The following is a 21,829-nucleotide window of genomic DNA, read 5'->3' as shown; positions in this document are numbered from 1 at the left end:
CCGGATCGCCGGCGCTCGGCCGCGGATCGGCCCTGCATCGCTTTTCGTGTGCGGTGAGTCTCGCGGTAGTGACCGAGCCGGCGACAGCACCGACGACACGGCATACGTCCGTGGAGTCGTTCGACCTCGTCTCAAACTCGGTGGGGTGTCAAGGGTGTTCAGCAGCGATGAGCCCGGCGTGCGCCTCGCGAAGCTGGGTGTTCTCGTCCTCCAGGTGCAGCACCATCGCAATGCCGGCGAGGTTCAATCCGGCCGCGAGGAGTTCGCTGATCCGGCGTAGCCGGGTCAGATCGTTGGCGCTGTAGCGGCGGGTGCCGCCCTCTGTGCGCCCTGGCTCGAGCAGGCCACGCGCCTCATACGCACGGAGGTTCTGGACCCCCATGCCCACCAACTCGGCGGCCACCGAGATGCCGTACACGCCGCGCGCGTCATCCACGCCGCTCCCCGCCATCGCGTTACTCCCCACATCCGCCTGCACGGAAATTCCCTCTTGCACGATCATGTCACCAGTGCTACAACAAATCTATAGCGCAGGGCACAGATCCTCGTGGAGCTGTGCTGGTTCGGAGCATCAACAGAACATGGAGGTGGACACGATGCTGATGCGCACAGACCCGTTCCGCGAACTGGACCGGCTCACCCAACAGATGTTCGACGGCACCCTCGCCCACCCATCCGTCATGCCGATGGATGCCTGGCGGGATGGCGACACCTTCCAGGTGGAGTTCGACTTGCCCGGCGTCGACCCCGACTCGATCGACCTGGACGTCGAGCACAACATCGTCACCGTCAAGGCCGTGCGACCACCCCGCGCCAGCGAAGCGGCGCTGATCGCCGCCGAACGACCGCGTGGCATCTTCAGCCGGCAACTGTTCCTAGGCGACAGCCTCGACACGGACCACATCACCGCCGGCTACCAGGGCGGGGTGCTGACGTTGCGGATCCCGGTCGCCGAGCACGCGAAACCGCGCAAGATCACGATCAGCACTGCGGACGACCTGCAGGCCATCAACGCCTGACATCCGCACCCGCGCCTTTCAGTCAGCACGCCGATCTCGTGAGGTGGCGGCGCGCCTCGCCCGCGCCGTTCCTTGTTGGCCGCCGCCGCATGAGCGTGCGCAGCGCCTGCACCCCTACGGTGCCCGGATACAGGCGGGCCGGGGCGCCGCCCTCCTCCGAGATCGGTACGCACGCCGGACGTCGCTGATCTCATGAGACGACCGTGACGCCCGGCACCACGAACGATGCTGATGGAGAGCACCATGACCAGGAACCGCAGCCGATTCGAACTCAGGACAGTCGCCCCCGGCGAATGGGCCATCGTCGATATGCAACGCCCAACGCAGGACGCCCCCGCCACCGTGGCCCGGATCTGGGAAGTCGATACCAACCAGTGCGAAGTGGCGTGGATGCGAGACGTCGCCCGGCCCACCAGGTACGCAACAGCGAACGACGTGCTCACAGACCTGAACACCACCCCGCAGCGCACCAAGCCGGTGCCCATCCCCCACCTCGCCCCGCACCGAGCCCCTACGAGAGCCTGATCCTGGCGCACAAGCCGGTGCAACTGCGGAAGGAGGTTGAAAGTGGAAGCGAATCCGAGTGGGTGGCGTCGGTACGACTACGCGTTCTTCCCCGTGTTCCACGAACGGTTCGAGCAGCGATTCGGAGAAGGCACCGCCCCATTCCTGGACCCGGCAGTGTACGACGCCGACCAGCCCCGACCACGTGCACAGTGGATCAACGTGGACACCGGCGCCGCCGTCGCCGTGGTCCCGGTCTGGGAGGACGACCAGTCGGCACGTTCGTTCGCCGTGTTCTACCTGCCCCCATACGGAGGCATCTGGGTGCTCCGGCCGCCCGGGTTGACGGGGTACACCGAGACGCCGGGAAGAGCGGTCGCCGACGATGCCGCGAGCTCCCTGCGCAACGACTCGTTCCGCAAGGCCGTCGAGCATGCCGAGAAGTTCATCCACGGCCAATGACTCCGAGCAGACCACCGGCGCCGTGATGGCGTAGACGCCCTGGGCGCAGCTCGCCCGAATGTCAACCCCCGCGCCGGGTGTTCATCCAGCAGCCAGAATCGGATCGCTGCAACAGCGTGGAGGCAACACAGATGGATACAACGCCACAGCCACTCCGCGCGCGAGGATCGGTTCGGTTCGATCTGCGCGACGAAGCGGATGACTTCGAGGACGCTCTGCGGGCCGAGATGATCAGCGAAGGCGTGATCGAAGAATGGTGATTCTCGATCCTTCGCTCGGCCCCAGCACCTCGGAGCTCGAACTGCACAAGGTGGATGCGGCGACGTGGATCATCCGCAACCACGGCATTCCTGCCACGGATCCGGCGCACGTCGTCGCATGCGTCACCGACCGGGTTGCGAGCGGCGTGGACGTTCTCTGGCTCGTCCCGACCGGTCTGCCCACCTACTTCGCGTCTGCCAGCGCCGTGATCGACGCCTTAAGACAACGCCGCAGCTCCAACTCGCGGCGGACAAGACCGGTGCCCATCCCGCATCTCCCGCCGGGGAACCGACGCCCCCGTTGACCACACGGCTGCTTCCTCGCGCGTCGGAGCCTGTCGGGCACATCACCTGTCCTGCGAGGAGCCCGACGAGCCGGAAGGGACCCGCCCGGATTATTGGGGAGTGACTCTGGGCCCTGATGAGGTCAGGAGGACTCAGGTCGCGGCAGGACTCAGTTCGTCGCTGGTCTCGCGGGCGGTCACCGGGTGGGCCGGCTCCGGGACGAGATAGAGACCGTTGGGCGAGTTGGCGGTGTACGCGAGCGCTTCGAGCCAGGCGGGGTTGATCTCGGGCTGCCGGGATCCGTGAAACTTGAAGACCAGGTTCGCGGTCGCATGCACCCAGACAGTGGTGCGCCCGTCGCCGATGCTCGCGTCATCCCTCCACGTGAAATGAAACGGCTCCCGGCGCCGCAGCTTGTTGACCATCACGAGCTGCAGGTGCGCGAGGACCCGGTCGTCGAAGTCAACCTTGACGGCGTTCTCGTAAATGAACCTACCCATCACAAACCTCCCACGAGCTCGGGCGACGCCGGATCCAGGCGAACGGTGAGCTCGCGCGCCGACTTTGCCTGCGCGGCGAGCCCCGCATCAGGACGACGGGATCGAGATCCACGGTCTGCTCGGACTCGAGGACGAACCGCAATGCGAAGAACACCCATCGCTCACCTCCGATCAACGCCCCGTCGAGACGCACCGATGTGCACGCCGCGAGCCGGGACAGTTGCAAGCCTACCCGTTATCTCGCAAATTTAGATAAATAATCTAAAAGTCAGTGATGCTAACTTTCTGGTATCGTGACCGGGTGGGGGCGGCTTGCTGCGGGAGGTGGCGTGGAACGGACGAGCTGGGATGACTCATCGCTGACCGGCGCGATGCTGCGCTATGTGCATGCACGCACCGCCGCGCTGAACCAAGCCCGACGCGAACTGCGCATCAATGAGGTTGACGCGCGCGCCCTGCTATTCGTTGTGGAGCACCCCGGCACCCGACCCGGCACCCTCTCCAGCTTCCTCGGCATTACCTCCGCCGGCGTCACCACACTGATCGATCGGCTCATCGAACGCGGGGCGGTGCGCCGCGACGTCGACCCGACGGACCGGCGCGTCAACCGCATCACCGCGACCGTCGACTTCGGCGCGGCGCCCTGGTCCGCTCTCACCCGGTTCGACGACGCCTTCCACCTCGCCGCCACAGCCAGCGACCCCGACGACATCCGACAGTTCGCCGCTGCCCTGGACGGATTCACGGAGGCCGCCTCGGCAGCATCCGTCTGAGGGGTGCTCGACGCTCAGGCGACGTCAACGCCCGCGTATGCCAGCGACTTCGCCTGCAAGAACGCGCACAGCGCTGCCACCACGGATAGCGCGGCCGCCAGGTTGAGCAATGCGGGCGCAGTCACGGTCACCGCCGCCTCGCGCGCTTCGACCGTGACCATCCAGCGCACCGCGTTCCGCGTCTCGGGCTGGATGGTGATCACCGTCGCCGCGTCCGCAAGCTCGACCACCACGAGCCCGGTGTCGGCGCCCTCAGCGCCGTCTTGCTGCAGTACGCGCGCGTCGCCACCGAACTCATAGCCCAGCAGGGCGAACTCGTCGAGCCACGACTGCAACGTGCTCCGACTTCGAAACGCCATCACCGCCCCCTCCGACGAAACCGCGACACCGCCATTATCCGCGCCACCGACCCACGTCTGGCAACCCGTCCTCGGCGAAACACAGTCACCTACCGCCCCCGCCTGCAGCGGTGCCGGTCCTGCACGGAGCCCTAGGGCGGATGTGCGCGGCTCACAAGCCCCTCCGGGTTCGGGGAAGCGGATCGCTAGGGTTTGCCGCATGAGCGAGAAGACGAGCGCGCGCACCGCAACTGCGGGCATGCGTGTGATGTTCTGGGTGTGGATTGGGGATCGTCATCGTCGGACTGACGGTGATGATCGCGACACCGTTGACGGGGCGGTGATCGTGCGCGGCTTCCTGCGCCACGAGAGCCAGTTCGTCGGCGCCCACGCGCGCGCCGACTCTCCCGCCTGGGCCCGGGCCGGTGGCGCTCGACAGTGGATCTACTCGAACCCGCTGCTGATCGTGATGGGAACGATCTTCCTCCTGTCATGGTTCGCGCAATCGCTGGGCGGCGTCGTCGTGACCAACGAGGACAACGCGATGCACGACGCCCCGCCCATCACGTGGGCGGAATACGTCGTCTCGCCCGACTTCTGGAATCGGACGCTGCGGAACTGGCAGTCCGAGTTCCTAACCGTCGGCGCGATGGTCGCGTTCGCGATCTACCTGCGACAACGCGGCTCGAGCGAATCCAAACCCGTCGGCCTGCCACACCACGTGTCATCAGAGGAAGCGGAGTAGCCGATGACGACGTCTCTCGAGCGGGCTGCCCGACTGGCCCAGGAGCACGGTTTGAAGATCGGCGTCGCCGAGTCGCTCACCTCAGGTCTGCTCGCGGCCACCGTGGGCAAGGGCGAGAACGCGAAGGACTGGTTCTGCGGTGGCATCGTCGCGTACCGCATGGAGGTGAAGGCAGACCTGCTCGGCGTCCCAGTCGACCAAGATCCATGCTCGCCGGAGTGTGCCCGCCAGCTCGCCCGCGGCGCACGAGAACTTCTCGGCACCGACATCACCGTTTCCACCACCGGAGTGGGAGGACCCGACCCCGAGGACGGACATGAACCGGGCACCGTCCACCTCGGCTGGGCGACCGCCGACGCTGACGGGTCCCACCTCCTCAACCTCGACGGAGGCCCGGAAGAGGTGCTGAGGCAAGCGGTGGACGCGAGCCTCACGCTTCTTGCCGAGATCGTCGACGGAATGGCGAACGCTGAGGCGTGACCAGGCCCCGTCGACATCAGGTAGAGGGCTTGCCTCTGCGTGCTCTTGACCGCACCACGGGTGGGAGGAACGTGGTGCCCGGCTGCGATGAGGACCCGGGGGGCACGACGATCGTCATCCTCCCGCGCTCTCCGGGGTGCGAAGAGAGCTAGGCCTCCGTTGACGTCGATGCCGGGTCGGCGCGGAGCTGCTTGCGCATGAAGATCTGCGCGGTCCCGTCGCCCTGGCCGACCCGCTCGCGTTCGCGGTAGCCCGCTCGCTCGTACAGGCGCACGTTCGCGTCGCTGTGCGATCCGGTGAAGAGCTCAGCTTCTCGGCATCCGACCGACCAGCCACGCCCCTCAACGGCGTCCAGCAGCATGCCGCCGATACCCTCGCCCTGCTGATCCGGCGCGATCGCGATGCGCCCGATGAGGAGCAGATCCCTGTCGGAGACCGCCCTGATCGCACCGACGATGCGCTGGCCCCTCTCGGCGACAAACCCAAGATTGTCGTGGAGCTCAGCTTCCAGCTCCTCCTTCGTCTGAGTGAACACAGGCATCTGAGGGTCGTTGTAGGTCAGGGCTTCCTGCACAAACGCTGCTCGCTGTACCGTGAGCACCTCGCCGGCATCCTCGGGCCGGATCGGGCGAACCATTACGCCATCCACGGTTCGTATCGATGCATCGGCGTGATGCTCGCTTCTCCCTGCCTCGGTGTCGCCAGCCATCGTGACCACCCATTCGTCTTACAGCCGCAGCTCTTCGGGGGCTTATCGAAGCACGTCGGGGCTTCAGGACACTGGCCCTTGACAAGCCGTGCAGCTGGCGTGGTGAGGGATGCGAAGCCGGTCAACGGGTGATGCAGAGTTCGTTCATGCCCGGGCGTAACTCCACCTCACCGGCGGATTTCAACATGCAGCTGGCGATTGGCTGGAGCGGGCGAACGCGCGGGTGGTGCGGACCATCGAGGCCGGACCAAGCGCGCGATGACGGTCGCCGCAGGCTTGACCCACAGACATGACGAAGCCCCGCGCGAAAAAATCGGGCGGGGCACGCTTAGGCAGCGGGGAAGAGCAGCGCGTCTTCCCCTCGATGATGCCCGTCGAGGGCCACGCAGAATCCGTGGCAGAAAAGTGACCGCCTTGTTCGAGCGCCGGCCTGATCATGGGACCAGGTTGCGCGGAGTCAGCTTAGTCACCCAGGCACGCGCTTCGGGCACCAGCGCTCACGATTGCGCGAGCTCCGCATTCGCCGAGAGCGTGCACGGCCGCTCCGGACAGGTCAGCTCGCGTCGCCGTTCGCCGGCAGACCAAGCGCTCGACGAGCGTCTCGCAATGCTGCCTCGTAGGCGTCCTGCTTCTCCTCCCTGTCGGGTCTCTCCCGGCTGATCATGGATCCGTCTTCGACGACGGGTTCATGACTCTCCGCGTCAGCTCGACGCCTCAGGGCAGCGTCGAGCATCGCGTCAAACCTGCCTGCGCGACCGACCGCTTCCACCGCTTCCACCGTGGAGCTCACCGCTGCGCGGGTCTGAGCATCCGCGGCGAGAGCCCGGGTGGATTTCCGGTAGCTGAGCCAAGCGATGATCAACGCGCCAACGCCGGTGAGCGCTCCGACGAGCGAGCCGATGCTTGAAATCCAATCCGTGACCGAGGGCATGGCGAAACGATATCCGCGTACGCGTCCCCGCCTCGCCGCCCGGGCGCGGAGCGCCGCCACGCAGGGTTTCGCTGCAGTCTGCATCGAGTCGCCTGGCACCGGGGATCGGCGCCCACTCCCCGGTGCTGAGCAGGCTCGCGCCGACTTGCGACGCGCAGTCGAGATTCGGTACCAGTTCGTGCGGTAGCGCAGGGTTCGGTCGAGGCGCGACGCCCCTTAGTCGACCTCGTCGTCGCCAGTCCACTCCTGCGGCTCACCCGGCTTGTACGTCCCGAAAGTCCACTCGTAGCCCTCGAGATCCCGGACGCGGCACCGGTAATTCCCCCACTCCGTGTCGGTGGGTTCGAAGACGACCTCTGCGCCGCCGGCGACGGCAGACCGGAAGATGTCGTCAACCTCGGCCGGAGAGCCCAGGGCGAACACCAGGCCGAGCCCGACCGATTCGCCGCGTGGTTGCGCACGGTCGTAGCCCGCTCGATCGGAGAAAACGGTGAAGACGGCGTCGCCGCGCCGCATTTCGGCATGCTGGATGCCGCCCTCATCGTCGGGCCATTCAGCGATGGTCGTCAGCCCGAATGCGCGCTCGAGCCATCGGAGGGCGGCGGGTGCATTCCGGTACGGGATCTGTGCGTAGAGGAACGCCGGAGTCTCTGTCGTTGCCATGGTGAGAAGGTAGCGGTGCTCCCGGACAGATGGTGTCCGGATCGGTGAAAGCTCGCAGCTCGTTGCCGGGGCTGTTGTCGAGGATCTCAACCGACATCGGTGGCCGGATGCCGTCGGCTTCCGCCTCGGCCGTCAGGATGACACTGCGGAGTCTCGCTTCGCCGGCACGGTGATGGATGCCACCACTTCGAGGCGAGGATGCAGTTCATCGCCATCCTCGACCACACCGGTGTGCCATGTCATGGTGAGCCCATCGGGTCCGTCCTGCAAGAGCGCGAGGTTGTTGTCGAACCATGGACCCTTCACGGTCTTCCATCGGAAAGGCGGGTCGGCAACTTTCGCAGAGTGCGCGGCAGCGGCGCCCAGCGGCGTCGCTGCGCCGTACGACATCACCACGGAGAACCAGCGCAGGAACCGGGGCAACGGGTTTCGCATGGGTGAGCAGACTGCCTGCACGATCCGGCTGCCGTTCTGGCGCTCGACCTCGGCCAAGTACGAGAAGTGCACATCACCGGAGAGGAAGGTCACTGTCAGGGGCGACGGTCCGCGGGCGCCGTCTGCCAGGTCCGTGGCCATCGCGGCAACCGCCTGGAAACTGTTCTGGAACGCGGCCCAGTGCTCCAGGTCGAAGGCCCGCCGCAGTCGCTCGCCGACCCACGCGGCCAGCCGACCCCATGCGCCCTGCGCGATCGCCTCATCCCATGCCTCGACATGGTGCAAACCGAGCGGCAAGAGGAATGGGAGCGAGGTGGCGATCAGAACGTGGCGGAATCCGCCCTGCAGGTGGCTGTCGAACCACGTGAGCTCTCGATCGTTCAGCAACCCCCGTGCCGAGGGAGAGAGATCTCTGGCGACGCGCGAGTCGAGGACGATCAGTCGGGTTTCATCCAGGTCTCGGGAGTAACTCCAGCGGCAGCTGTTCGGGTCCTGGTCGCAGCGGTCGGCGAACTCGTCCAGCGCGGCGGTGAGGTCGCGGGAAGCATTGTCGTGGCGCCCACTGAGCTGCTGCCATATCTCGTCAGCCGCACGTTCGCGGGGAGACAGGTTGCCGAGGTGCTGGTATACCCAGTACGACGCCAAGCCGGCGACGATGCGTTCGTGCCACCAGGTGGTGGCTTCCATCTTCCTCTTCCAATCGAGCGAGGCGTTCCAGTCGTCGCGGATGTCGTGGTCATCGAAGATCATCGCGCTGGGCACACAGGAGAGCAGCCACCGATTCGCCTCGTCCGACCATGCCAGCTGGTAGAGGTGGGCATATTCTTCGAAGTCTTTGAGCTCCTTGCCCGGTTCCTCGTGGATGTCGCGGCGGGCGCGGATGAATGCCTGCATCTCCTTCGTGGTCGAATCCGCGTACACCTGATCGCCGAGGAAGAGCAGCAGATCCGGTCGGGCCTCGCGGCCGTCGGCCACCGCGAGCGCGAAGGCGCGCAAGGAGTCGACACCATGGGTTCGGTTGCCTGACCGGTCGTGGTTGACGCTGGTGCGGCAGGACCCGTAGGCGAGTCGCGACCGTCGGCCGGGCGCGCGCGTGGCGATCACCGATGCCGGATACTCAGAGGCTGGGTCCGGCCAGACAGAGGTCCCGTCGATCTCGACCACGTATGGCGAGACGCTCCCCGGCTCGAGCCCCTCAACCTCAACGAGGGCGAAATGGTGGTCGTGCACCGCGAAGCTGCGGGCCTGCCACGATCGTCCTTCGCTGTGGACGCTCACCACGCAGTCGGCTCGCGTCTCCACCCAGATGCTGGCCGACGTCTCATCGACGTAGCGCAGCATCGGCCCCAACAGCAGCGGGGATCCCATGAACCCGTTGTACCCCGATCGCGCCTCAGCGACCAGAGAGCCGGCAGTCCTGTCAGAGTTGCCGGCTGCTCAGAACCTCTGTCGCGGCGATCTTGAGGACTCCGCCCTCGTCCTGGAATCGGTAGGCCGTCACTTCTTGGACGACTCGGCCGCCCACGAAGCGGTAAGTGAGCGTCGCCTGACCGCTGTCCGGGCCTGTGGCGGCAGCATCCGTCACCGCGACGTCAGAGATCGTCGACCAGAAGCTCTCGTAACCGCTGCGCCCACCGGCGTGGTTCTCCTGGTAGTCGGCTGTCATGAGGGGCCACGCCTCCTCGCGGCGCCCTGGCATCATCGCGTAGTAGTCGGAGATGGCTGCGACCACGCGCTGCTCGGGTGTCACCGAGGTCGCCGTCGGGGTGGGATCGGCGCGCGACGGTGTCGGATCGGGTGAGGGAGCGGCGGGCCGGGGCACCGGGGTCTCTTCGGCGGGGCTCATCGTCGGCGTCTCAACGGGTGTCGGCACGGCGTCTTGACGGGGATCCGCTCGCAATGAGTTGAGCAGGAGCGTGACACCGACGGCGACCGTGACCACGACGACCAGCACCGCCGCGACGATCTCCCGACGGCGACGCGGCCGGCCAGCAGGTGCTTCCGCGGGCGGTTCGTGGGTGACCCAGGCAGGCAGCGTCGCGGACGCGGCTGCAACCGTGCCGGCGGATGCAGCTCGGCCCAACGGTTCCGTCTCTGCTGTCGGCGCCTCGTAGCGGGCGGGCTGATCCACGGAGATGGTCTCTCCCGTGGGGAGGCTCGCGGTCCGCGGTCCGGTGTCCTTCGCCACCTCGGGCGCCGGAGCGTCGTCCTGCGCCGGCTCGGCCGGGATGGCAGGCGGTGTGCTCGCGAGCGGCTCGGTCTCGACGCCCGAGGCGTCGATGGGGCGGGTCAGCGGGGGGTCGCGCGGCGTCAGCGGCACGCCCGGGGCGTCGACTTCGACCGACGCGTCGGCGGTGTCAGGCCCGAACCCGAGCGCGACAAGCCCGGGGTCGGCGATCGGGCCAGAGTTCGGGATCGACAGGGACGCCAGCGCGTCAGCGACCGAAGCCATCGTCGGACGCCGCTTCGGGTGCGACGCGAGCATCTTCCGCAGCAGCGGTGCCAGCGGCCCGGCGTGCTTCGGGGTAGCGTAGCCACCTCGCGCGACTCGATGGAGCAGGGCGATCGCGTTCTTGTCGGTGCCGAACGGTGGGGCGCCCTCGACTACCGCGTACAGCGTCGACCCGAGCGAGAAGACGTCCGAGGCGAAGCTCGTCGGGAGGCCGCGTGCCACTTCTGGTGCGAGATAGGCCGGTGTGCCATGGATCATCCCGGTAGCGGTGATGGTGGTGTCCCCGAGTGCGTGCGAGATGCCGAAGTCGCTGATCAACGCCGAACCATCGGCCCCGATCAGGATGTTCCCGGGCTTCACGTCCCGGTGAACGATCTTGAGCTCGTGCGCGGCCGCGAGGGCCGACGCGACCTGCGCGCCGATGCGCGCCGCCTCGGCCGCAGTGAAAGTGCCGTGTTCGCGCAGCAGCTCCGATAGCGGCGTGGACTCGATCAGCTGCATCACGATGCAGGGCTGACCATCGTGCTCCACGACATCGAAGACGGTGACCGCGTGGAGGTGGTGGAGGCCTGCCGTGATCCGCGCCTCACGCATCGCCCTCTCGGTGGCGACGTGGCGCTCGGCGTCGGTGAGCTCCGGTTGCGTGCGCAGCATCTTGAGCGCGACGGACCGCCGAAGGCGTGTGTCCCACGCCTGCCAGACGACCCCCATCCCGCCCGCACCCAGCAGCTTCACGAGCCGATAGCGGTCGGCGACAAGGGCGGAAGGAGTACTCATGGGTGTGCCGCCCCTCAGAACCTCCCGCGAAGGCTACGCCGCCGCCACGAATGTCCGAGGGGCTTGCACCCGAGGCCACAATGTGGGCCGCTGCACCGCTCACGTCAATGGATGCCCACGCGGGCGTCGCGACCCGAACGAGCTGCGCCAGGCGAAGGCACTCGCCGGCACGACCTCCAATCGCGAAACGGTGGATCTCGCCCTGCGTGCGCTCATCGCTGTCCGTCGCCAGCCGGCGGCCGTCGAGCGGATCATCGCCCGTACGTTCGAGCCCGAGAGTCAGTATCCGGCGCGAGGACCATCGGGCGCCCGCGTGTCGCGACTCCCCGGGGGTTCCTGGCGTGGCCGGGGCGAGACCGAGTACCGTGGCCGCGGACGAATGGTGGTAAGCCGACGTCGGAGCCCGGCCTACGGACCGTCCGACCTGACGAGTCGCAGCGGGAGACGTGATGAAGACCATGCTCAGATCCCTGGGAGCCCTGCTGGTGGTTGCGATCGTCGCGACGGCGGCGACGCTCGCGGTGGGCATCCTCGCCGTGCGCGGCCGCCGCGGCCGCCTGTTCCAGGCGTTCGTCCGGTTCCAGCGCGACGTCATCAACCCCGAGGTGCTGCGCACGGCGGGCGGTGCGGGCGAGCAATTCTCGGTCATCGAGCACGTCGGGCGCCGCACCGGCCGGCGCTACGAGACCCCGGTCGGAGCGCGCGCCGAGGGTGATGGCTGGCGCATCGCCCTCGTGTACGGCGCCGAGGCGTCGTGGGTGCAGAATCTCCTCGCCTCCGGAGAAGGATTCCTGCGCACCGACGGCACGCGGCGTCGTGTCGACCGCCCCCAGATCGTGCCGCTGAGCGCGGGCGACCTCGAACCGGACGAACAGCGGATCTCGCGAGCGCTCGGGATGACCCAGGCTCTGCACCTCCACGACGCGGGCGAGGCCCAAGCCGCGTCGACCGGGCAGGCCACCCAGGCCGCACCCTCCGACTAAGGCCACCGGCATGCGGGCGGTGCGCGCTCAAGGAGCGTCCCGGGCGGTCACGTGCAACTCGATCCCGCCTGGAGCGCGGGAGGCCTGCCAGACTGGCGCGATGACGTTGAGGGCAATTGCGCGAGTCGGCACTCGGACGCTTCTCGGCGGATTCCTCGCCTACATGGGGCTGTCCCACCTGTTCTGGGCACGGCGAGGCTTCCAGATCGCAGTCCCCGACTGGGCGCCCCGCGCGACCGGACTCGATAAGGACGCGATTGTCGTGACGTCAGGGGTTGTCGAGATCATGCTCGGCGGTGCTCTAATGGCGCTTCCGCGTGAGCGCCGCACCGTCGGGGCACTGACGGCGGCCTTCTTCGTCGCGGTCTTCCCGGGGAACGTTCACCACTGGCGCACCGGGCGCCCGGCGCCGCTGCTGCGCACGGATCGCGCCCGATTCATCCGGCTGTTCCTTCAGCCGATCCTTATCGCGTGGGCGCTGTGGAGTGTAGGGCCGTGGCGGCACACGACACGGCAGGACGCGCGCCCGGGCCGACGCCGGCGGGGCTGATCGGCGCCACCGCCGGGTCCCCATGCAGGCATTGCCCGGGTGAGGTGGATGCCGGGCTGTGTCAGATGAGGGAACCCGGGTTACGCGGGTTCGGTCGTGCGGACGAGGCCACAGTTAACACAGGACCAGACGACAAGGAACTTCTCGTCGTCGAGAATCTCGAACGACAAGCGGTCGCCGCACGTCGGGCAGGCCATGGGGTCTGCGGGACGCTCACTCATGCGTCCACCCTAGGTTCCTCCCCGCCACCGGAGCCCTCAGCGGGCGAATGCGGCGGTGTCGGTGCTCGACGCCGGAATGGGTGCGATCCGTCGACGTCCATCCGACCAGCATGCCAGCAGGCAAGTGCAGCTTCGATCCCCATGCGGGTCAAGCACGGAAGCGGGCCATCGGCGGGCGATCGGCCCGAGCCTGCGCTGGGATCTGGTTGCAGCTGCGCCGTCGCGCGGCCGGCCTCGGCGCTTCGTGTGCGTGCAGACGGTGCCGCTCTCGCGCCCGCTGATCTCGCAGAGGGCGGCCCGCGGCTTAGCTGAACCGAGTCCAAGAAGATGTCGTCGCGTGACGCTGTGCGACGAGCCGTGACTCACTCGGACGCCGGGTGACACGTGGCAGCGCACGACCGCGGGGAGTTTCCTACGGTCTGGGGAAGCCGCGGAGGGGTACCTGCTCCGCTTCGAGATTCCCTGCGAAAGGCCCCCCAATGGCTGCTACGGCTCCCGTCAGCGAACCCACCACCCGCATCAGCGCGCTGGCCGACGTGATCGACGACCTCGCGGCGAGCTTCCCGCACATCGCGGTGCTCGCCCCGTCCGTCCAGACGATCGCCTACCTCGACGACGCTGCCACGCGGCGGGCGCGCGGGGACGCGGCATCCGGTCCCGCCGTCGCGCTCCCGGCCACCACCGAGGAGGTCCAGGAGGTCGTCCGCGCCGCCGCCCGCCACGGCGTGACGATCGTGCCGCGCGGCGCCGGCACGGGTCTCTCTGGCGGAGCCTCGGCCACCGCTGCCCAGCTCGTCCTCTCGACGGAGCGGCTCGACCGCATCGTCGAGGTCGCCCCGCTCGACGAGGTCGCCGTCGTCGAACCGGGGGTGCTGAACGCCGCGCTCAACGAACATCTCGCGGCGTGGGGCCTGTTCTATGCGCCCGACCCCGCAAGCTACGAGATCTCGACGATCGGCGGCAACGTCGCCACCAACGCCGGGGGTCTGCGCTGCGCGAAGTACGGCGTGACGCGCGAGTCGGTGCTCGCTCTCGACGTGGTGCTCGCCGACGGCGAGCTCATCACGATCGGCCACCGGTCGATCAAGGGTGTCACCGGTTTCGACCTCGTCTCGCTGTTCGTCGGCTCGGAGGGAGTGCTCGGCATCGTCGTCCGTGCGACCGTCCGGGTGCGCCCCCTCCCGGTCGCCCGTCGAACGGTGTCGGCGTTCTTCGACACGACCGCGGCCGGGGCATCCGCACTTTCCGCCATCACGCGCAGCTCGGTGCGCCCGGCCGTCATCGAGTTCCTCGACGGCCGCACGCTCGCCAACATCGATCAGCACCGCGGCACAGATCTCAGCATCCGTGGCGGTTCGCTCCTGCTCATCGAGCTCGACGGCTACGGGATCGACGAGCAGTTCGCCGACCTTCGCGACGCCCTCGAGGCGGTCGGTGGGAGGGTCACCCAGGAGAGGGATGCTGCGGGCGAGGCGCTGTGGGCACTCCGTCGGGGCGGGCGCGGCTTGGACGAGCGCTCGTGGTTCGCCGGCGGTGACATCGCCGTGCCCAAATCGCGCATCCCCGACGTGTACGCCGCGCTCCCGGAACTCGAACAGCGTTTCGGGGTCGAAATCGGCGCCGTCGCGCACGCGGGGGACGGCAACCTCCATCCCGTCATCACCAGGCCGATCCCCGACGGCGCAGACCCGCTCGTCCCGCCGGCTGAGCTCCATGACGCGTCCGACGAGCTCGCGCGCCTCGCGCTGTCGCTCGGCGGGACGGTGAGCGGCGAGCACGGCATCGGCACGGTCAAGCGCGAGCTCGCGGCGCTGGAGCTCTCGCCTCGCAGCCTCGAGGCGCAGCTCGCCGTGAAGGCTGCCTTCGATCCGTTCGAACTGCTCAACCCGGGCAAGGCCCTTTGAACCTCGGGGCCTCACCGGTCCCGGACCATCGGCGGCAGCACCCACGCCGAACCTCACCCCCTCACACACCGCAAGGAAACACCATGACCACCCGTACCCGACACCCGCTGCGGCGAGCCGCCCTCGCCGCCACCACGGCATTGGCGACCATCGCCCTCGTCGCCGGCTGCGCCAGCGGCACCGCCCCGCAGGCGAGCTCCGGCTCGGGCGAGCCAAAGGAGGGCGGCGACCTCACCTTCCTCATCGACTCGCTCGGCGCCACCTGGATTCCCAACTCCAGCTCGATCTCGAGCTACCAGGGTCACGTCTGGGGGCATCTGACCGACAAGCTCATCTACGTCGACGGTGACGGTGAACTCAGCCCGTGGGTCGCCGAGAGCTGGGAGCAGAACGACGCGGCGACGGAGTTCACGATCCACCTCAAGGACGGCGTCACCTTCTCCGACGGAACCCCGGTCGACGCCGCGGCCGTCGTCGCGAACATTGACATCTGGGCGAAGGGCGACCCCGACAAGGGCATCGCCCGCATCGGGCTGTTCCCGTCGGCGAACTACGTCGGCGCGGAGGCCGTCGGCGACACGACGGTGAAGGTGACGTTCTCGAAGGCGACGCTGAGCTTCATCCCGACGCTCGCCTATCACGGCTCGATCCTGATCTCGCCCGAGTCGCTGGCGCTTCCGGCGGAAGAGCAGGCGGATCTGTCGAACGACATCGGCAGCGGTCCGTTCGTGGTCGAGTCGTGGAAAGAGGGCGACAGCGTCGTCCTGACCAAGCGCGACGACTACGACTGGGGTCCTGAGGCTCTGGAGCACGAGGGCCCGGCCTACCTCGACTCGATCACGTACAAGATCGTGGCCGAGCCGACGTTGCGCACGGGCTCGGTGCAGTCGGGGCAGGCGGATGTCGCGTACAACGCGTCGCCGCAGGAGCTCGACGCGCTGAAGGCGGAGGGCTTCGAGGTCGCGGTGCCGCGCTACCTCGGCTTCGTCAACGGCTATGCCCTCAATACGACGGCAGCACCGTTCGGCGAGGAGGCGGTGCGCCAGGCGTTCACGCACGGCATCGACCGCGATGAGATTCTGTCCACCGTTTACACCGAGGACTGGTTCGCCGCCGAGTCGTTCGTGCAGAGCAACGTGCCGGAGGCCACCGACCACACCGACGCGTTCGCGTACGACGCCGACGCCGCCCAGCAGCTGCTGGACGATGCCGGCTGGGTGGAAGGCGCCGACGGCGTCCGGGAGAAGGATGGGCAGCAGCTCGCGCTGACGCTCTACCCGAACCCGTATCTCGCCACCTCCAAGGCGATCGACGAGCTCGTCGCGCAGCAGCTCGCCGAGATCGGCTTCAAGGTCGACATCGAGGCGTACGACGTGGTGACCTACGGCGAGAAGGTGATCGGCAACAAGACCCTGCAGGCCACGGAGATCACGCGCAGCTTCGTCGACATCGGGACCATCCCCGGGGTGCTGACGGCGAGCAACCCTGGCGATGAGGACTGGTTCAAGGTCGGCACCAGCGACGAGACCCTGAACGACCTCGCCGCCCAGCTCTCCTCTGCGACCGACCGCGAGTCTCGTGAGCCAGTGTTCGACGAGCTGCAGCAGTACGTCCTCGAGAAGGGCTACTTCGCGCCGATCACCCAGATCGTGCAGCGCGTCTACGTCCAATCCTCCGAGGTGAAGGACGTCACCTACAACGGCCTCGCCTACGCGAACTACTTCACCGCCTGGCTCGACCGCTGACCCGTCGGGGCGCCGCTCCTCCGCGAACGCGGCGCCCCGACATCCGGTCCCGATCCCGAGGATGCCGAGATGAAATCCCCCTACGCGCGTTTCGCGCTCTCGCGCACGGCGCAGGCGATCGTCGTGGTGCTGCTCGCCTATGTCTTCACGTTCTTCGTGATCAGTGTGCTCCCCGGCGATCCGGTGTCCAGCACCCTGAAGAACCCCGACAACGGGTTCACGCAGGAAGACATCGACCGCATCATCGCCTACTACGGGCTCGACGAGCCGCTGCTGACTCAGCTGTGGACCTCGCTGACGCGGTTCCTCACCGGTGACTTCGGCATCTCGTTGCGCTCCAACCTCCCGGTGGGCCAGCTCATCGCCGAGGCGCTGCCGTCCACGCTCATCCTCGCGTCGACGGCGCTGGTCGTGGCGGTCATCCTGGCCGCCCTCATCGCGTGGGGCACCCAGGTGCTGCCCGCGAAGTACGGGCAGGGCCTCCTGCGCGCGCTGCCATCGCTGTTCCTGTCCGTGCCTAACTTCGTCATCGGCCTGCTGCTCATCCAGGTTTTCGCGTTCGGCCTCGGACTTTTCCGCATCATCGACGCCGAGAGTCCCTGGTCCACGTTCTTCGCAGCGATCGCCCTAGGCATCCCCGTGTCGGCCCAGCTCGCCGAGGTGCTCATCGCCAACCTCGATCACGAGTCACGCCAGGAGTACGTCGCCGTCGCCCGTTCACAGGGCCTGCGCCGCACCCGGCTGTTCGCGCGGCACCTCGTCAAACCCTCGGCGCTGCCGACGATCACCGTCCTGGCGCTCATCGTCGGCGAGCTGCTCGGCGGCTCGCTCATCACCGAGACGATCTTCGGCCGCACCGGTATCGGCACGCTCGTGCAGCGCGCCGTCGCCAGCCAGGATCTGCCGGTGCTGCAGGCGGTCGTCTCGCTCGCGGCCGTCGTCTTCGTGGTCGTGAACCTCATCGCCGACCTCGCCTACCCCCTGCTCGACCCGCGCGTGAGCCTCGAGCGGACCCTCCGCTCGCGCGACGCGTCGCCCGTCGCCGAGCAGCCGATCCGGACCCCGCTCCAGGAGGAGGTGAGCGTCATATGACCGGCGCCGCCCTCACGATCCGACGCCCCCTCACCGCCGGCCGCGCCTTCGCCGCGGTCGTGCCGCCCACCGTCGTCGCATCATTCATCGCCCTCGCCGTCGTGCTCGCCTGGGCGAGCGTCCCCGCGCTGTTCACCTCGTACGACCCCGCGATCGGCGTTCCGGCCGACAAGTTCCTGCCGCCGAGCCTCGAGCACCTCTTCGGCACCGACCAGCTGGGCCGCGATCAGTTCGCGCGCGTCGTGTTCGGCACCCAGTCCTCCGTGCTGAGCGCGCTCGTCGCGGTCGGGATCGGAGTCGTCGTCGGTGGCGCGATCGGGCTGGTCGCCGGCTTCTTCGCCGGATGGACGGACATCGCGCTCGCACGCGTCGTCGACGTGCTGCTCGCCATCCCCAGCTTCCTCCTCGCCGTCGTCATCGTCAGCGCGCTGGGTTTCCAGACCATCAACGCCGCGATCGCGACCGGCGTCTCGGCGGTCGCCGTGTTCGCCCGCGTCATGCGGTCGGAGGTCATCAAGACCAGGCGTGCGGTCTTCGTCGAGGCATCCGCGCTCCAAGGCGGCTCGCGCGGCCACATCCTCTTCCGGCACGTGCTGCCGAACGCGTCGCGCTCGGTGCTCACCCTCGCCGTGCTGCAGTTCGGCCTGTCGATCCTCGTCATCGCCGGGCTCGCCTTCCTCGGCTACGGCGACCCGCCGCCCGCATCGGACTGGGGACTGCTCATCTCGTCCGGCAAGGACTACCCGCGTGCCCCGTGGCTCGTGCTCTACCCCGCGCTCGTCACCGTCGCGACGGTGCTCTCCATCAACCGCATCAGCCGCTGGCTGCGCAAGACCTCCTGACCGAAGACAGAAGGATCCTCATGACCTCCTCCGACCTCCTCCGCGTCGACGGCCTGTCGGTCTCGTACGGATCGACCCCGGTCGTCTTCGACGCGGGCTTCAGCCTCGCCCGCGGCGAGAGCCTCGCGCTCATCGGCGAGTCCGGATCGGGCAAATCAACGATCGCCCGCTCGATCCTGCGCCTGCTGCCCGACGGCGCTCGCGCGCGGGGACGCGTGCAGTTCCAGGGCACCGAGACGCTGTCTCTGCCGGAGCGGCGGTTCCGCCCGCTGCGCGGCCGGCAGATCGGCTTCGTCCCGCAGGATCCCGCGAACGCACTCAACCCCGTCCGTCGCATCGGCGCGCAGGCCCACGAAGCCGCCGCGCTCATCGAGCCGCGCGACGCGAAGGCCCGGCGCCTGCTCATCCTCGACACATTCCAGAAGGTCGGGCTCTCCGACCCGCAGCGCGTCTACGACTCGTACCCGCACCAGCTGTCGGGCGGCATGCTCCAGCGCGTGCTCATCGGCCTGGCACTGATTCCAGCGCCCTCGCTCATCGTGGCCGACGAGCCCACGAGCGCGCTCGACGTCACGATCCAGAAGCGCATCCTCGACCTCCTGACCCAGCTGCAGATCGAGCGCGGCATCGGCCTGCTGCTCATCACGCACGACCTCGCGATCGCCGGTGAGCGCACCGATCGCATCGTGGTCCTGAAGGACGGACGAGTACAGGATGCCGGGACCACCGCAGACGTGTTCGCCCAGCCTGGATCGGACTACACGGTTCGACTGCAGGCGGATGCGCCGGCGCTCAACCCCGAGCGCTACGCCGCACTGCGAGCGGACCGGCTGCCCGTCGTCGGCGCGCCGTTGCGGATCGAGGTGTCGGGTCTCACGAAGACCTTCTCCGCTGACGGTAGCGGCGTGAAGGCGCTCGACGACGTGTCGTTCTCCGTCCCTGCCGGGACGACCCATGCCCTCGTCGGCGAATCGGGATCGGGCAAGACGACGGCGCTGCGGACGCTCCTCGGTCTCGAGCATCCGGATGCCGGCACCCTCCTCGTCGACGGCGAAACGGTCGTCGGCCGCAGCGCGGACGCGGTGCGCAGCATCCGGCGTCATCTGCAGCTCGTTTACCAGAACCCCTTCACGTCGCTCGACCCCTCGTGGCGCGTCGGCGCCATCGTGCGCGAGCCGCTCGAACGGTACCGGGTCGGCGCGCGCCGCGAGCGCGCGGCCCGCGTGGCCGAGACCCTGGCGGCTGTCGGCCTCACGCCCGCCCATGCCCGTCGCCGGCCCGCCGAGCTGTCGGGCGGTCAGCGACAGCGCGTCGCGATCGCGCGGGCGCTCGTGCTCGAGCCCGACGTCATCGTGCTCGACGAGCCCACGAGCGCGCTCGACGTGAGCGTGCAGGCCGACATCATCGAGGTGCTGCTGACGCTCCAAGCCCAACGCGGGCTCACCTACCTGTTCGTGTCGCACGACCTCGCGCTCGTCCGGCAGGTCGCCGACTCCGTCTCCGTGCTGCGCAGCGGCAGGGTCGTCGAGAGCGGCCCCGTCGACAGCGTCTTCTCCGATCCGCAGGACGACTACACGAAGTCGCTCCTGTCGGCGATCCCGCGCCCCGGATCGCACATCCCCACCGAACTCGCCCGCACCGCCTGAGAACTGGAGTCCGTGATGACCCTCGACACACTACCCACCCTCGACCGACGCACCACCCTGGTAGCGGCGCTCACCGATCCGAAGGGCTTCGGCGACCAGACGCTGCGCGAGCGCCGCGCCGACGCGATCGAGCTGCTCGGCGGCATTCCCGATCCGTCGGTCCTGCCCGCGCGCGAACTGGCCGAGGCGACCGCTCGCGTGCTCGCGCAGCCGGGCCTGCCGGCACTGCAGTACTCCCGCACCGAAGGCATTCCGGCACTGCGGGAGTGGATCGCGGCACGCGAGGGCGTGCCGGTCTCGCGCATCGTGGTCACGAACGGCGGCTTCCATGGACTCGCTCTCGCCATCCAGACGACCGTCGAACGCGGCGATCTCGTCGCCGTCGACAACCCGATCTTCCCGCTCTTCCTGCGTGGTCTCGAGCTTTCAGCGGCACGCACGCTTCCGGTGCGGGTGGGCGCGAACGGCATCGACGTCGACGAGCTCGGCGGGCTCCTGCAGGACGGTGCGCGGCCGGCCGCGCTCTACACCGTCCCGGACTTCCACAACCCGACGCAGGGATCCCTGCCGCTCGATGGCCGGCGCGAGCTGGTCCGGCTCGCGGAGCACTACGGGTTCGTCGTGTTCGCCGACAACCCCTACCGCGAGCTACGCTTCGCCGGCGCGGCGCCCGAGGAGGAGCCGTTCAACTACTCCGAGCACGTCATCCACGTCAACACCTTCACCAAGACCCTCGGGCCCGGACTGCGCCTGGGCTGGCTGGTTCTGCCCGAGCGGCTCGCGCCCGACGTCATCGCGCTGCGCAGCCGCCAGGACTCGCACTCGTCGACCTTCGTACAGGCCGTCGTCGCCGACCTGCTGACTCGCGACCCCGCACTGTTCGACGCGACCCTCGACCGGGCGCGCGCGCTCTATGCCTCCCGTGCGCGGACGCTGGCCGAGGCGATGGAACGGGAAGCGCCCGGTGCGTTCGACGTCGCGGTGCCGGAAGGCGGCCTGTTCCTCTGGCCGCGCCTGCGCGACGCGGACATCGACCCCGATCGGCTCGCCGACGACGCGAGCGCCGAGGGCGTGGAGTACCAGCGCGGCTCGTTCTTCCCCTCCGGACCCGGAACGGATGCCGCGCGGCACCTGCGTCTCGCCTTCGGCGACACCGGCGAGGATCGCCTCGCCGAAGCGGCCGCTCGGCTCGGTCGTGCGCTGCAGCGGCAGCGCGGCTGACGTTTGGCTAGCTGAGCTCGAACTGGTGGATGCGGATGCGAGCCGAATGACACACGAGAGGGAACGGCGGGCATGCCGTTCCCTCTCGTGTGGGCGTATCAGGCCCGAGCCTCGCTAGGCGGAGGCGGGTGCGGTGCTCATGTTCAGTCCTCGCCGAGCCCTGCTGCCGAGACGGTGTCGGCGCCGTCGGCCTCGAACTGTTCGTTGAGCAGGCGCAGGTCGAAGAGGCCCTCGATCGAGCCCTCCTTCTGGGTGCCCGCCTCGATGCCGTTCTCGACGAGCGTCTGGAACG

Annotated in this window: 23 protein-coding genes; 15 read left to right on the top strand and 8 right to left on the bottom strand. The window is 68.4% G+C overall.

Features of this window, described 5'->3' with window-relative positions; translation table 11 throughout:
- Positions 1–148: 148 nt before the first annotated feature.
- Positions 149–502 carry a MerR family transcriptional regulator gene (locus ACFQ7C_RS11720; RefSeq protein WP_378900894.1) on the bottom strand — a complete coding sequence of 118 codons (354 nt, stop codon included), beginning with the start codon at positions 500–502 and terminating at the stop codon, positions 149–151.
- Between the two features lie 94 nt (positions 503–596).
- Between ACFQ7C_RS11720 and ACFQ7C_RS11715 the strand changes: the two genes are divergently transcribed.
- The 4 genes from ACFQ7C_RS11715 (at position 597) to ACFQ7C_RS11700 (ending at position 2,550) form a co-directional block, all read left to right on the top strand.
- Positions 597–1,019: an Hsp20/alpha crystallin family protein gene (locus tag ACFQ7C_RS11715; protein ID WP_378901319.1), complete on the top strand. Its 423-nt coding sequence runs from the start codon at positions 597–599 to the stop codon at positions 1,017–1,019.
- Positions 1,020–1,586: 567 nt separating this feature from the next.
- Entirely contained in the window at positions 1,587–1,985 is a 399-nt protein-coding gene (locus tag ACFQ7C_RS11710; RefSeq protein WP_378900891.1) for a hypothetical protein, read from the top strand.
- Positions 1,986–2,062: 77 nt separating this feature from the next.
- Positions 2,063–2,245: a hypothetical protein gene (locus ACFQ7C_RS11705; protein WP_378900888.1), complete on the top strand. Its 183-nt coding sequence runs from the start codon at positions 2,063–2,065 to the stop codon at positions 2,243–2,245.
- Positions 2,239–2,550 (top strand): hypothetical protein, encoded by a 312-nt coding sequence (locus ACFQ7C_RS11700; RefSeq protein WP_378900885.1) that lies wholly within the window; start codon positions 2,239–2,241, stop codon positions 2,548–2,550. The genes ACFQ7C_RS11705 and ACFQ7C_RS11700 overlap by 7 nt, the downstream gene beginning before the upstream one ends.
- Positions 2,551–2,682: 132 nt before the next feature.
- Here the strand turns inward: ACFQ7C_RS11700 and ACFQ7C_RS11695 are convergent, their stop codons facing one another.
- On the bottom strand, positions 2,683–3,030 hold the full coding sequence (locus ACFQ7C_RS11695) for an ATP-dependent DNA ligase (RefSeq protein ID WP_378900882.1): 348 nt from the start codon (positions 3,028–3,030) through the stop codon (positions 2,683–2,685).
- 329 nt (positions 3,031–3,359) lie between these two features.
- Here ACFQ7C_RS11695 and ACFQ7C_RS11690 point away from each other — a divergent pair, with 329 nt between their 5' ends.
- Positions 3,360–3,803: a MarR family winged helix-turn-helix transcriptional regulator gene (locus ACFQ7C_RS11690; protein WP_378900879.1), complete on the top strand. Its 444-nt coding sequence runs from the start codon at positions 3,360–3,362 to the stop codon at positions 3,801–3,803.
- Positions 3,804–3,817: 14 nt separating this feature from the next.
- Here ACFQ7C_RS11690 and ACFQ7C_RS11685 read toward each other — a convergent pair whose 3' ends face one another.
- On the bottom strand, positions 3,818–4,162 hold the full coding sequence (locus ACFQ7C_RS11685) for a hypothetical protein (RefSeq protein WP_378900876.1): 345 nt from the start codon (positions 4,160–4,162) through the stop codon (positions 3,818–3,820).
- A 199-nt stretch (positions 4,163–4,361) separates the two neighbouring features.
- On the opposite strand from ACFQ7C_RS11685, the gene ACFQ7C_RS11680 reads away from it, so the two are divergent.
- Positions 4,362–4,886, top strand: a complete 525-nt coding sequence (locus ACFQ7C_RS11680; protein WP_378900873.1) for a DUF6766 family protein — start codon at positions 4,362–4,364, stop codon at positions 4,884–4,886.
- Positions 4,887–4,889: 3 nt separating this feature from the next.
- A complete protein-coding gene (locus ACFQ7C_RS11675) occupies positions 4,890–5,366 on the top strand; it encodes a CinA family protein (protein WP_378900870.1) in 477 nt (158 codons plus the stop codon).
- Positions 5,367–5,514: 148 nt separating this feature from the next.
- On the opposite strand, the gene ACFQ7C_RS11670 is transcribed toward ACFQ7C_RS11675, so the two are convergent.
- From ACFQ7C_RS11670 to ACFQ7C_RS11650, 5 genes are all read right to left on the bottom strand, one after another.
- Entirely contained in the window at positions 5,515–6,075 is a 561-nt protein-coding gene (locus tag ACFQ7C_RS11670) for a GNAT family N-acetyltransferase (protein WP_378900867.1), read from the bottom strand.
- A 553-nt stretch (positions 6,076–6,628) separates the two neighbouring features.
- Entirely contained in the window at positions 6,629–7,006 is a 378-nt protein-coding gene (locus ACFQ7C_RS11665; RefSeq protein WP_378900864.1) for a hypothetical protein, read from the bottom strand.
- 216 nt (positions 7,007–7,222) lie between these two features.
- On the bottom strand, positions 7,223–7,669 hold the full coding sequence (locus tag ACFQ7C_RS11660) for a VOC family protein (protein WP_378900861.1): 447 nt from the start codon (positions 7,667–7,669) through the stop codon (positions 7,223–7,225).
- 132 nt (positions 7,670–7,801) lie between these two features.
- Positions 7,802–9,472, bottom strand: a complete 1,671-nt coding sequence (locus ACFQ7C_RS11655) for an alkaline phosphatase D family protein (protein ID WP_378900858.1) — start codon at positions 9,470–9,472, stop codon at positions 7,802–7,804.
- A 52-nt stretch (positions 9,473–9,524) separates the two neighbouring features.
- Positions 9,525–11,333, bottom strand: a complete 1,809-nt coding sequence (locus tag ACFQ7C_RS11650) for a protein kinase (protein WP_378900855.1) — start codon at positions 11,331–11,333, stop codon at positions 9,525–9,527.
- A 449-nt stretch (positions 11,334–11,782) separates the two neighbouring features.
- On the opposite strand from ACFQ7C_RS11650, the gene ACFQ7C_RS11645 reads away from it, so the two are divergent.
- From ACFQ7C_RS11645 to ACFQ7C_RS11610, 8 genes are all read left to right on the top strand, one after another.
- On the top strand, positions 11,783–12,316 hold the full coding sequence (locus tag ACFQ7C_RS11645) for a hypothetical protein (RefSeq protein ID WP_378900852.1): 534 nt from the start codon (positions 11,783–11,785) through the stop codon (positions 12,314–12,316).
- 100 nt (positions 12,317–12,416) lie between these two features.
- Complete coding sequence (locus ACFQ7C_RS11640) at positions 12,417–12,866, top strand: hypothetical protein (RefSeq protein ID WP_378900849.1); 450 nt, start codon at positions 12,417–12,419, stop codon at positions 12,864–12,866.
- Positions 12,867–13,566: 700 nt separating this feature from the next.
- Positions 13,567–14,991: an FAD-binding oxidoreductase gene (locus tag ACFQ7C_RS11635; protein ID WP_378900846.1), complete on the top strand. Its 1,425-nt coding sequence runs from the start codon at positions 13,567–13,569 to the stop codon at positions 14,989–14,991.
- Between the two features lie 83 nt (positions 14,992–15,074).
- Positions 15,075–16,736, top strand: coding sequence for an ABC transporter substrate-binding protein (locus tag ACFQ7C_RS11630; RefSeq protein WP_378900843.1), 1,662 nt, complete (start codon positions 15,075–15,077; stop codon positions 16,734–16,736).
- A 69-nt stretch (positions 16,737–16,805) separates the two neighbouring features.
- Positions 16,806–17,828, top strand: a complete 1,023-nt coding sequence (locus tag ACFQ7C_RS11625; protein ID WP_378900840.1) for an ABC transporter permease — start codon at positions 16,806–16,808, stop codon at positions 17,826–17,828.
- Positions 17,825–18,670, top strand: coding sequence for an ABC transporter permease (locus tag ACFQ7C_RS11620; protein ID WP_378900837.1), 846 nt, complete (start codon positions 17,825–17,827; stop codon positions 18,668–18,670). The genes ACFQ7C_RS11625 and ACFQ7C_RS11620 overlap by 4 nt, the downstream gene beginning before the upstream one ends.
- Before the next feature lie 20 nt (positions 18,671–18,690).
- On the top strand, positions 18,691–20,316 hold the full coding sequence (locus ACFQ7C_RS11615; RefSeq protein WP_378900834.1) for a dipeptide ABC transporter ATP-binding protein: 1,626 nt from the start codon (positions 18,691–18,693) through the stop codon (positions 20,314–20,316).
- A 15-nt stretch (positions 20,317–20,331) separates the two neighbouring features.
- Complete coding sequence (locus tag ACFQ7C_RS11610; protein WP_378900831.1) at positions 20,332–21,537, top strand: PLP-dependent aminotransferase family protein; 1,206 nt, start codon at positions 20,332–20,334, stop codon at positions 21,535–21,537.
- Positions 21,538–21,829: the final 292 nt, after the last annotated feature.

It is taken from the genome of Microbacterium sp. NPDC056569 (assembly GCF_042793475.1).
GTDB lineage: Bacteria > Actinomycetota > Actinomycetes > Actinomycetales > Microbacteriaceae > Microbacterium.
This window is presented reverse-complemented; position numbering and strand designations above follow the sequence as displayed.

Coding starts and splice junctions, on each gene's coding strand:
- ACFQ7C_RS11695 (WP_378900882.1), bottom strand. CDS start 3,030: ATGGGTAGGTTCATTTACGAGAACGCCGTCAAGGTTGACTTCGACGAC.
- ACFQ7C_RS11615 (WP_378900834.1), top strand. CDS start 18,691: ATGACCTCCTCCGACCTCCTCCGCGTCGACGGCCTGTCGGTCTCGTAC.
- ACFQ7C_RS11645 (WP_378900852.1), top strand. CDS start 11,783: ATGAAGACCATGCTCAGATCCCTGGGAGCCCTGCTGGTGGTTGCGATC.
- ACFQ7C_RS11670 (WP_378900867.1), bottom strand. CDS start 6,075: ATGGCTGGCGACACCGAGGCAGGGAGAAGCGAGCATCACGCCGATGCA.
- ACFQ7C_RS11625 (WP_378900840.1), top strand. CDS start 16,806: ATGAAATCCCCCTACGCGCGTTTCGCGCTCTCGCGCACGGCGCAGGCG.
- ACFQ7C_RS11675 (WP_378900870.1), top strand. CDS start 4,890: ATGACGACGTCTCTCGAGCGGGCTGCCCGACTGGCCCAGGAGCACGGT.
- ACFQ7C_RS11655 (WP_378900858.1), bottom strand. CDS start 9,472: ATGGGATCCCCGCTGCTGTTGGGGCCGATGCTGCGCTACGTCGATGAG.
- ACFQ7C_RS11685 (WP_378900876.1), bottom strand. CDS start 4,162: ATGGCGTTTCGAAGTCGGAGCACGTTGCAGTCGTGGCTCGACGAGTTC.
- ACFQ7C_RS11640 (WP_378900849.1), top strand. CDS start 12,417: ATGACGTTGAGGGCAATTGCGCGAGTCGGCACTCGGACGCTTCTCGGC.
- ACFQ7C_RS11620 (WP_378900837.1), top strand. CDS start 17,825: ATGACCGGCGCCGCCCTCACGATCCGACGCCCCCTCACCGCCGGCCGC.
- ACFQ7C_RS11630 (WP_378900843.1), top strand. CDS start 15,075: ATGACCACCCGTACCCGACACCCGCTGCGGCGAGCCGCCCTCGCCGCC.
- ACFQ7C_RS11700 (WP_378900885.1), top strand. CDS start 2,239: ATGGTGATTCTCGATCCTTCGCTCGGCCCCAGCACCTCGGAGCTCGAA.
- ACFQ7C_RS11635 (WP_378900846.1), top strand. CDS start 13,567: ATGGCTGCTACGGCTCCCGTCAGCGAACCCACCACCCGCATCAGCGCG.
- ACFQ7C_RS11650 (WP_378900855.1), bottom strand. CDS start 11,333: ATGAGTACTCCTTCCGCCCTTGTCGCCGACCGCTATCGGCTCGTGAAG.
- ACFQ7C_RS11660 (WP_378900861.1), bottom strand. CDS start 7,669: ATGGCAACGACAGAGACTCCGGCGTTCCTCTACGCACAGATCCCGTAC.
- ACFQ7C_RS11665 (WP_378900864.1), bottom strand. CDS start 7,006: ATGCCCTCGGTCACGGATTGGATTTCAAGCATCGGCTCGCTCGTCGGA.
- ACFQ7C_RS11720 (WP_378900894.1), bottom strand. CDS start 502: ATGATCGTGCAAGAGGGAATTTCCGTGCAGGCGGATGTGGGGAGTAAC.
- ACFQ7C_RS11680 (WP_378900873.1), top strand. CDS start 4,362: ATGAGCGAGAAGACGAGCGCGCGCACCGCAACTGCGGGCATGCGTGTG.
- ACFQ7C_RS11610 (WP_378900831.1), top strand. CDS start 20,332: ATGACCCTCGACACACTACCCACCCTCGACCGACGCACCACCCTGGTA.
- ACFQ7C_RS11715 (WP_378901319.1), top strand. CDS start 597: ATGCTGATGCGCACAGACCCGTTCCGCGAACTGGACCGGCTCACCCAA.